This is a genomic window from Leptospira sanjuanensis, from assembly GCF_022267325.1.
Lineage (GTDB): Bacteria > Spirochaetota > Leptospiria > Leptospirales > Leptospiraceae > Leptospira > Leptospira sanjuanensis.
The window spans coordinates 319,909-328,918 of sequence record NZ_JAIZBG010000002.1 but is presented as its reverse complement, the minus strand read 5'-3'; the positions used below and the strand labels follow the sequence as shown (position 1 = coordinate 328,918).

Annotated in this window: 17 protein-coding genes; all 17 read left to right on the top strand. The window is 36.8% G+C overall.

From position 1 onward, the window contains the following. Positions 1 to 85 precede the first annotated feature (85 nt). The 17 genes from LFX25_RS19645 to vapC all read left to right on the top strand — a co-directional run bounded on the left by LFX25_RS19645 (position 86) and on the right by vapC (position 9,006). Entirely contained in the window at positions 86 to 757 is a 672-nt protein-coding gene (locus LFX25_RS19645; protein WP_238731938.1) for a hypothetical protein, read from the top strand. Between the two features lie 261 nt (positions 758 to 1,018). Continuing rightward, a complete protein-coding gene (locus LFX25_RS19640) occupies positions 1,019 to 1,354 on the top strand; it encodes a type II toxin-antitoxin system RelE/ParE family toxin (RefSeq protein ID WP_238731937.1) in 336 nt (111 codons plus the stop codon). Continuing rightward, positions 1,351 to 1,650 (top strand): helix-turn-helix domain-containing protein, encoded by a 300-nt coding sequence (locus tag LFX25_RS19635; RefSeq protein WP_238731936.1) that lies wholly within the window; start codon positions 1,351 to 1,353, stop codon positions 1,648 to 1,650. Before LFX25_RS19640 ends, LFX25_RS19635 begins: the two co-directional genes overlap by 4 nt. A 231-nt stretch (positions 1,651 to 1,881) precedes the next feature. Further along, the gene (locus LFX25_RS19630) at positions 1,882 to 2,550 is read left to right on the top strand and encodes a potassium channel family protein (protein WP_238731935.1); all 669 of its coding nucleotides are present in this window, start codon (positions 1,882 to 1,884) and stop codon (positions 2,548 to 2,550) included. Between the two features lie 314 nt (positions 2,551 to 2,864). Further along, entirely contained in the window at positions 2,865 to 3,248 is a 384-nt protein-coding gene (locus LFX25_RS19625) for a type II toxin-antitoxin system RelE/ParE family toxin (RefSeq protein WP_238731934.1), read from the top strand. Then, positions 3,245 to 3,526 (top strand): helix-turn-helix domain-containing protein, encoded by a 282-nt coding sequence (locus LFX25_RS19620; RefSeq protein WP_238731933.1) that lies wholly within the window; start codon positions 3,245 to 3,247, stop codon positions 3,524 to 3,526. Before LFX25_RS19625 ends, LFX25_RS19620 begins: the two co-directional genes overlap by 4 nt. Before the next feature lie 297 nt (positions 3,527 to 3,823). Further along, positions 3,824 to 4,069 carry a CopG family ribbon-helix-helix protein gene (locus LFX25_RS19615; RefSeq protein ID WP_135595075.1) on the top strand — a complete coding sequence of 82 codons (246 nt, stop codon included), beginning with the start codon at positions 3,824 to 3,826 and terminating at the stop codon, positions 4,067 to 4,069. A gap of 2 nt (positions 4,070 to 4,071) precedes the next feature. Further along, positions 4,072 to 4,491, top strand: a complete 420-nt coding sequence (locus tag LFX25_RS19610; RefSeq protein ID WP_238731932.1) for a putative toxin-antitoxin system toxin component, PIN family — start codon at positions 4,072 to 4,074, stop codon at positions 4,489 to 4,491. Positions 4,492 to 4,747: 256 nt separating this feature from the next. Next, complete coding sequence (locus tag LFX25_RS19605) at positions 4,748 to 5,293, top strand: hypothetical protein (protein ID WP_238731931.1); 546 nt, start codon at positions 4,748 to 4,750, stop codon at positions 5,291 to 5,293. Between the two features lie 312 nt (positions 5,294 to 5,605). After that, positions 5,606 to 5,902 carry a nucleotidyltransferase family protein gene (locus LFX25_RS19600; RefSeq protein ID WP_238731930.1) on the top strand — a complete coding sequence of 99 codons (297 nt, stop codon included), beginning with the start codon at positions 5,606 to 5,608 and terminating at the stop codon, positions 5,900 to 5,902. Continuing rightward, a complete protein-coding gene (locus LFX25_RS19595; protein WP_238731929.1) occupies positions 5,892 to 6,242 on the top strand; it encodes a HepT-like ribonuclease domain-containing protein in 351 nt (116 codons plus the stop codon). Before LFX25_RS19600 ends, LFX25_RS19595 begins: the two co-directional genes overlap by 11 nt. A 329-nt stretch (positions 6,243 to 6,571) precedes the next feature. Next, complete coding sequence (locus tag LFX25_RS19590; protein WP_238731928.1) at positions 6,572 to 6,853, top strand: type II toxin-antitoxin system RelE/ParE family toxin; 282 nt, start codon at positions 6,572 to 6,574, stop codon at positions 6,851 to 6,853. An 11-nt stretch (positions 6,854 to 6,864) separates the two neighbouring features. Further along, positions 6,865 to 7,167, top strand: coding sequence for a HigA family addiction module antitoxin (locus LFX25_RS19585; RefSeq protein WP_238731927.1), 303 nt, complete (start codon positions 6,865 to 6,867; stop codon positions 7,165 to 7,167). A 341-nt stretch (positions 7,168 to 7,508) separates the two neighbouring features. After that, the gene (locus LFX25_RS19580; protein ID WP_238731926.1) at positions 7,509 to 7,745 is read left to right on the top strand and encodes an AbrB/MazE/SpoVT family DNA-binding domain-containing protein; all 237 of its coding nucleotides are present in this window, start codon (positions 7,509 to 7,511) and stop codon (positions 7,743 to 7,745) included. Then, positions 7,739 to 8,080, top strand: a complete 342-nt coding sequence (gene mazF, locus LFX25_RS19575; RefSeq protein ID WP_238731925.1) for an endoribonuclease MazF — start codon at positions 7,739 to 7,741, stop codon at positions 8,078 to 8,080. The genes LFX25_RS19580 and mazF overlap by 7 nt, the downstream gene beginning before the upstream one ends. 297 nt (positions 8,081 to 8,377) lie before the next feature. Continuing rightward, the gene (vapB, locus tag LFX25_RS19570; RefSeq protein WP_238731924.1) at positions 8,378 to 8,608 is read left to right on the top strand and encodes a type II toxin-antitoxin system antitoxin VapB; all 231 of its coding nucleotides are present in this window, start codon (positions 8,378 to 8,380) and stop codon (positions 8,606 to 8,608) included. Then, positions 8,608 to 9,006 (top strand): type II toxin-antitoxin system tRNA(fMet)-specific endonuclease VapC, encoded by a 399-nt coding sequence (gene vapC, locus LFX25_RS19565; RefSeq protein WP_238731923.1) that lies wholly within the window; start codon positions 8,608 to 8,610, stop codon positions 9,004 to 9,006. The genes vapB and vapC overlap by 1 nt, the downstream gene beginning before the upstream one ends. The last annotated feature ends 4 nt before the right edge of the window (positions 9,007 to 9,010 follow it).

Below are 9,010 nucleotides of genomic sequence, written 5' to 3'. Positions count from 1 at the left end.
CGCGCAAAAGCGCTTGCGGCCGCAACGTCGAGGAGACTCTTTCGTTAGGCGACAGTTCGAAAATTTAATATATAATGAGATCAATATGGGATTAGATATGAGACCTTTAGGTAGGCCTAAACCTGGATACGAAAACGAATACATCAAAATCTTTAATATTCTTCAGAGTCGAGAAAAACAAAAAATTAATTTAATCGAGAAACTATTAGGAAAAAAAGAAAATACATTCGAACAGCTTTTGGTTATTTGGAATGAATTACAAATTTCACCATTCGAAACCATAAAAGCTCCTATGGTCGGAAGAGATTTCGAAGCAAATATGTGGCTCAATTCTCTTTATGAAACAACTGACAAATCTATAGAAAAAGAAGAATTTTTTCAAAATTACAATGGATACTATGTAATAGAATTAGCAAAAGAGCTTGAGGGTGTTCCAATGTATCAATCTCCTGTCGCTGATGCAAATGTGTTTCGAGGTGAGTTTCTCAGAGATTGTGAAGATTTAATCGGTGAAAAATTAACATCTGAAGCATGGATTTCTAAACTGTCTCACGAAGCATTAGATTACGGAAATAGACTTATGGATATTGCAGACAAATTAGCAATCAAACATAATTTAGAATATCTAAAATCAATAAGGATTCCACCAAAAAGTGAAGAAGATTCAATGGATGCAAAATTACATATTCTTTTTTCCCTTGCAAAATGGCTTATTTTTTATGGAAAAAATGGACATGGGTACGAGGCAGATTATTAAACACATACGAACCGTCGCCTAACTTCGTCTCCTCGCTTCGTTCGGGATCGCTCATGCGCCCCTCACTTCGGTCTTCGACACATTGCTTTGTCACTTCGGTTCGCGAGCCGGCGCTAAGACGCCTCGAACCTCGTGCCAAGTCCAGCGCGCTTAAAGCGCTTGGACACGCAACGTCGAGGAGACTCTTTCGTTATGCGAAATGGCTGAAAACTAAATTGAAATTGGGATTGACAAATATATCAAATTTGATATATTTGAATAGTGAAGTTTAAAATCCAATTATTAGAACCTGCGGAAGAGTTTCTTTTAAAACTGGAAAACAAACTTAAAGCCAAAGCATTTAGAACGATTGAATTATTAGGAGAATTTGGGCCAGAATTAAGAGAACCATTTTCTAAGAAAATTCAAGGTTACGAAGGGCTCTTCGAGCTAAGAATTAAACAGGGTTCTAATATTTGTAGATTCTTTTATTTCTTTGAGAAAGATCGCGTTGTTATTTTAACTTCAGGATATATAAAGAAAGAGCAAAAGACGAGTAAAGATCAATTGACTAAGGCCTTCAAGTTGATGAAGACTTATAGAGGAGAGCAAGTATGAAACTTAAGACGAAAAGCTTTGATTTACTTCTAAATAAAGAGCTGAAAAATAAAGATTTTAAGAAAGATTATGAAGCTCTTTCCAATGAGTTTACTTTAGCCAAAGAAATTATCAAATTGAGAAAAAAGAGAAATCTGACTCAAAAGGATTTAGCAGAGAAAATTGGCACTTCTCAACCAGCGATAGCACGCATTGAATCAGGAAATTATAAGAACTTATCATTGTCATTGATTAACCGACTTGCAAAAGCACTGGATGCTGAGCCAGTAATACATTTAAAGAGTAAAAACGCTTAAATAACAATCAGCCACTTCGCATAACTTCGTCTCCTCGCTTCGTTCGGGATCGCTAATGCGACCCTCACTTCGGGCTAAAGCCACATTGCTTTGTCACATCGGTTCGCGAGACGGCGCTAAGGTCGCTCGAACCTCGTGCCAACCCTTCGCGCAAATGCGCTTCAGGGACGCAACGTCGAGGAGACTCTTTCGTTAGGCGTCATTGTCGCAATAATCATTAAAGAAGATTAAATGGAAAATGAAGAAACTCAAAGGCAAGTTCCTTTCGCAATTATCGATCTGGCGACGGTTGTATTATCTGTTTACGTTTTAACGGCGTTATTGCTAAGTTCTTTCATTAAACTTGATTCAGAATTAGAAAGATTATTAAATTTTATCGATAATCTGATTTGCATCTTTTTCATCTTTGATTTTACATACAAGTTATTCACTGCGGAAAGCAAGCTCTCGTATTTAAAATGGGGATGGATCGATTTGCTTTCGAGTATTCCTACTTTAGATTATTTTAGGGCAGGGCGACTATTCAGGTTAATTCGGCTTTTACGAGTTCTTAGAGCATTACGATCTACAAAAAACTTAATTCATTTCATTTTTAAAAATAAGGCACAAGGTGCATTCTCTTCTGTTGCTTTAATCGCGTTTGTAATTATTATCTTTTCGTCGATTTCAATTCTTCAGGTTGAAGATGATCCGAATAGTAATATTAAGACTGCGGAAGACGCTCTTTGGTGGTCTTATACAACGGTTACAACAGTAGGTTATGGAGATAGATTTCCTGTTACAACTGAGGGTAGATTGATAGCGGCGATTTTAATGACGACCGGAGTTGGTTTGTTTGGAACTTTCACCGGCTTCGTCGCTTCTTGGTTTGTATCATCGAAATCCAATGATGGAAAGTAATCAGTAATAGGAATACTTTAATAAGCGACAACGAACGCCTAACTTCATCTCCTCGCTCCGTTCGGGATCGCTAATGCGCCCCTCACTACGGGCTTCGCCACATTGCTTTGTCACTTCGGTTCGCGAGCCGGCGCTAAGGCGCCTCGAACCTCGTGCCAACTCCTTCGCGCGTAAGCGCTCGGAGACGCAACGTCGAGGAGACTCTTTCGTTAGACGGCATCTGCTAAAAATGGACTTGCAACTTGATTTACTATTTAAAGTCGTTTTGACTATTTCGCGGTTGACAATACATCTTATATGATGTAAATTGATTTGTGGCGAGAAAATGGAAAGTTTACTATTACTCGGAATCTGAGAACGAAGAAAGTGAAATCGAAACTTTTATCAATTCTAAGGATGAACGAAATCAAGCAAAGATATTAGCTTGGATCGAGAAACTTGAAGAATTAGGTCCAAATTTACCAAGACCTTACGCTGATATTTTAAAAAACGGAATTCATGAGCTAAGAATTAAACTTTCCGGCGATCAGGTTCGTATATTATATTTCTTCTGTTATAAAGACTATGTTATACTAACGAATCATTTTATTAAACGGTCTGATAAAGTTCCGAAAACTGAAATTGATAAAGCAATGAAGAGAAGAGAGAAGTTTCTTAAAAAATATCCGGAAAAAGAAATAGGGAAGTTATTATCATGAAATCATTCAGAACACATTTAAAATCTAAAATTAAAAATGCGAAATTCAAAGAAAAGTTTCAAGAAGAAAAAGAACTAATTAATTTATCTTTGGAATTACATGATTTAAGAGAAAAGAAAGGGCTTTCTCAATCTGAATTAGCGAAATTAGCTCACGTGACTCAGCAACAACTTTCGAAAATTGAAAATGGAATTAACTGCAATTTAGCTACTTTCTTGAAAGTCTGTCACGCATTAGATTTAGAAGTAAAGGTTAAATCTCGCAAGCATATTGCTTGAACTTGAAAGCAGACGCCGTCTAACTTCGTCTCCTCGCTTCGTTCGGGATCGCTAATGCGCCCCTCACTTCGGTCTTCGACACATTGCTTTGTCACTTCGGTTCGCGGGACGCGACTAAGGTCGCTCAAACCTCGTGCCAAGTCCGGCGCGCTTAAAGCGCTTGGACACGCAACGTCGAGGAGACTCTTTCGTTATACGCAATTGCGGGGGAGACGCCACATCCATGTGGCGAGAAGTAGGGGCGAAAAGGATGAAATTAGGTTGACAAGCATACAATCATTGTATATTATTTAGATTATGAATCAGACTGTTAATATTTCCTTTGAAAAAGCACTTTTAAAAGAAATCGATAAAATTGCAAAGAGGGAACACAGGTCCAGGTCAGAATTGATTCGTGAAGCCGCTAGAGCGTATATTGAGAAAAAAACTAGATGGCAAGCCATCTTTGACTTCACTTCAAAAGTTACTGATCGAAGTAATATTTCTGAAAAGGATGTTTTTAATGAAATTAAATCCGTTAGAAATAAAAGAAATGCTTCTTAATAATGTTGAAGGTATTATTAGATACTAATATTTACATCTCTGCTATTTTATTTAGAGGAAAACCAAGGCTTGTTTTCCAAGATTTAATTGATGAGGTTTTTACAGGATATATTTCGAAAGAAATATTAGCTGAGATTGAATCTACACTCTCTAAACCAAAATTCAAACTTGATGATAATTTTATTCAGATTGTTTTATCTGAAATCAGAGATATTACTGCGCTTGTTAAAAATAAACCTATTCAAGATTATTTAGAGTTAAGAGATAGAGATGATTATCACATTCTGGAGTCTGCTTTTGCAGCAAAAGTAGACTATTTAATTACTGGAGACAAAGATTTATTAACTCTTCAGAAAATTAAGAACTTTAACATCATTACTCCAGATGAGTATTTAAGTATTAAAGTAAGAAACGAAACTTAATTCAGCGACATCCGTGTCGCGAAATTCCGCAACTGCGTATAACTTCGTCTCCTCGCTTCGTTCGTCACTCACGGTTCCCGCTCGGACTCACTACGGTCTTCGACACATTGCTTTGTCACTTCGGTTCGCGGGACGGCGCCAAGGCGCCTCGAACCTTGTGCCAACTCCTTCGCGCACAAGCGCTTCGGAGACGCAACGTCGAGGAGACTCTTTCGTTAGGCGAAATGATGCAATTTTTTACAGGAAAACATGTTTTATGATTAAGAAAATACTAATACTTTTAGCAGTCTGTTATGCTCAAATTGGCTTTGCACAGGATCTACCGCTTACCGTTGAGAAATACAAAATTCACATTCGTGGCGTTGGTAAAATTCTTATTGGTATGAGTGTTGTTGAAATTGAAAAAGTGACAGGTCAAAAATTGAAAATAGAAGAGGATCCGTTAGTAGAGCAAAATTGCGCTTTCTATTATTTCAAAAATTCTACTTCTAGCTTGGGCTTTATGTTTACTGGACCTGCTAAAAATAACATGAAACTTGCACGAATTTACTTATACAAGCCAGAGAATGAAACAATTTCTGGCATTAAAATAGGAGATTCATTAGCTAAATTAAAAAGTGTATATAAAGAAAAGTTAGAAGAAACGCGCGGGCATTATACAAACTACTTGGAATATACTTATAAGCCAGTGGATAAATCAGATAAAAATTATGGAATTATTTTTGAGACAAATAATAAGAATATTACATCAATTAGTGTTGGAAGATATCCCGAATTAAATTTAGTAGAAGGATGCTTGTAGTGTATTTTGCATCACTTCGCCTAACTTCGTCTCCTCGCTTCGTTCGGGATCGCTCATGCGACCCTCACTCCGGCCTCCGGCACATTGCTTTGTCACTTCGGTTCGCGGGACGGCGCTAAGGCGCCTCGAACCTCGTGCCAACCCTTCGCGCAGATGCGCTTCAGGGACGCAACGTCGAGGAGACTCTTTCGTTAAGCGACATTGTGAGAAAAATCACTTTAGAATGAAAGTAGATTAGAAATTGCCGGATCTAAATAATCTTGACATTTATTAAGCGAGAAAAGAAAATTACTGAACAAATCATTAGTAAGTATGAATTCCGGCGAAGTTAAAGATATATTAGTCGAACATAAGCAAGAACTCCTAAATTTAGGAGTTCAAAAACTTTTGCTTTTTGGTTCCGTTGCGAGAAATGAAAATCATGAAGGTAGTGACGTAGATATTCTTGTTCAATTCCATTCTGGTAAGAAAAACTTTGATAGCTTTATGGATCTTTCCTTCCGATTGGAAGATCTTTTAAATACTCACGTTGATCTATTAACTGAAGAGTCTCTTACTAAAGATTTACGAGATTTTATACTTTCTGAGGCAATTCTTATTGAAATCTGATTTAGGTTATATAAATCACATTAAAGAAGAGATTATTTTCTTACAGATTGAATCGAAAAAATTAAATCGTGATCAGTTCGTTTCTGATGATTTAATGAAAAGAGCTTTCGTTAGAAGCATTGAGATAATAGGCGAGGCTTCTAATAAACTATCAGATTCATTCAAGAAAAAATATTCCGATGTGGAATGGAAAAAGCTGTCGGCTACCCGGAATCGCTTAATTCATGGTTACTTTGTAGTGGATTATGATATTGTTTGGGATTTGGTAATAACTAAAATTCCCAATCTAGAAATTCAAATTAATTTAATTATATCAAAAGAAAAAACTCTTTTTGATTAACTAAAAATCACAACGTCGCTTAACTTCGTCTCCTCGCTTCGTTCGGGATCGCTCATGCGACCCTCACTCCGGCCTCCGGCACATTGCTTTGCCACTTCGGTTCGCGGGACGTTCGCTAAGGCTCACTCGAACCTCGTGCCAACTCCTTCGCGCGTAAGCGCTCGGAGACGCAACGTCGAGGAGACTCTTTCGTTATGCGAAATTGGGCAAAAGACTTTTTTTAGAAAGTAGAAAAATGTTCGATTTGTCTTCCTCGTCATAGTATTTTTAAAGTTAAATTAAAGTATATCGGATTGACAGATATATCCGCAATGCGACTATATGGATAAATGATCAAATCTTTCGGAGATAAAGAAACTGAGAGGATTTTTCATCAAGAATTCTCAAAGAAAATTCCTCCGGAAATACAGAGTAGGGCGCTAATCAAACTTCTCATTCTAGAAAATGCTGAAAAAGAAGAAGATTTAAAGAGTCCACCAGCTAATAGATTTGAGCATTTAAAAGGGAACTTAAAGAATTATTGTTCAATCAGGATAAATGACCAGTGGAGAATTACATTTAAATTCGCTGATGGAAATTGCTTTGATGTGTCTATCGCTGATTATCATTGAGGAGACTTATTATGAAAACTAAAAGAATTCCGACACCCACAGTCTCTCAAATCCTCAGAGAAGAGTTTTTGGATCCATTAGAAGTAACTCCATATAGACTGGCAAAAGAGCTACATGTTTCCACTTCTACAGTATTAGAGATTTTGCACGATAAGCGTAAAATCACAATCGATATGTCTTTGAGATTGGCTAAATTTTTCGGAATGTCTGATAAATTTTGGATAAATCTTCAAAATGATTTAGAAATAAGAAAACAGAAAGAGAAGTTAAAGCTCAAATTAGATAATATTCAAACGCTTCAAAGAACTGGTTGAATTTATTGCCCAACTTCGCATAACTGCGGCTTCTCGCGGCGCTTCGAGATTGCTCCGCAACTCTCGCTTGGCCTTCGGCACATTCGCTTTGTCACTTCGGTTCGCGAGACGCGACTAAGGTCGCTCGAACCGAGTTCCAATTCTTCCGCGCGACGCGCTCCAGAACCGCAAACGTCGAGAAACCTGCGTCGTTAGTTGCAATAGCCCAAAAAAATATGTAGATAGTTGTGACTTCCCTTACAAATCTTAAAGAAAGAAATTCATTTCGAAATCGTTAAATTTGACTCTAAAAAATTACTGACAAATTTTCAAAAGTATATACAATGTATATATAGGGATTTATGGAATCAATTATTCAAAAATGGGGAAATAGCTTAGGAATTAGAATTCCAAAAGCAATGGCAACGGAATTAGAGTTAAATGACGGAAGCCACGTTGAATTACAATATGAAGGGGATAAGATTGTAATATATCCAATGAGAAAGGCCTCATTGGAAGAAAAACTCTCTAAAATTACAAAACAAAATCTTCATTCTGAAATATCTACTGGTAATTCGATAGGTAAGGAAGCGTGGTAAAGAGTAAAAGATATACTCCTGAGAAAGGAGATATAGTTTGGTTGAGCTTTACTCCTCAAGCAGGTCATGAACAGAAAGGTCGTAGACCTGCACTTGTATTATCACCGAAGGAATACAATTCGAAAACTGGATTAGCAATATTTTGTCCAATTACAAGTAAAATTAAAGGTTATCCATTCGAAGTGTTGATTAAATCAAGGAAAATCGATGGAGTAGTTCTTTCCGATCAAGTTAAAAACCTAGATTGGACTATTCGTGAAGCAGAGTTTATTGAATCGGTCAATAAAGTTTCTTTGAAAGAAGTTTTAGATAATATTAAGTTATTATTATTTTAATAAATGGGCAACTGCGTATAACTTCGTCTCCTCGCTTCGTTCGTCACTCACGGTTCCCGCTCGGACTCACTACGGTCTTCGACACATTGCTTTGCCACTTCGGTTCGCGGGACGTTCGCTAAGGCTCACTCGAACCTCGTGCCAACCGCGTCGCGCACAAGCGCTTGCGGACGCAACGTCGAGGAGACTCTTTCGTTAGCTGAAATGGCTATAAATTTGTTGTAATTTAAAACAAATCCGATAAGAATCCCTTGACAAGTATATATCTTGATATATATTAATTTTGGAGAAAGTTTAATGCAAACAGCAAAATTATTTATAAATGGAAGAAGTCAAGCGGTCAGATTGCCAAAAGAATTTCAATTTACCGGAGATGATGTCCTTATTCAAAAAGTTGGAGAAGCGGTAATATTAGTTCCTAAGAATAAGGCCTGGAACGTATTTTTAGAAGGATTAAATGGATTTTCAGATGATTTTCTGGAGGAGGGAAGAGAACAACCGAAATCCGATAAAAGAGAAAAGTTTTAATGTATCTTTTGGATACCAATATTTGTATTTTTCTAATTAAAAAGAAAAACGCGGTTCTTTTGGGAAACCTTAAGAAAAAATTAAATAAAGATTTATTTATTTCTTCTTTAACCGTCGCGGAGCTTGAATTTGGAATTCAGAAAAGTGAACATAGGGAAAAAAACAAAGTTGCACTGATTGAATTTTTAACAATTTTTAATATACTTTCTTTTTCTGATAAAGATGCTGAGTCTTATGGGTTCATTAGGGCTGACTTAGAAAAAAGGGGAAGCGTAATTGGTTCAATAGATATGCTTCTTGCAGCTCAAGCAATTGCTAATAATTATATTTTTGTAACTAATAATACAAAAGAATTTAAAAGAATTAAGGACTTAAAAATCGAAGATTGGACCCAATAGCCAC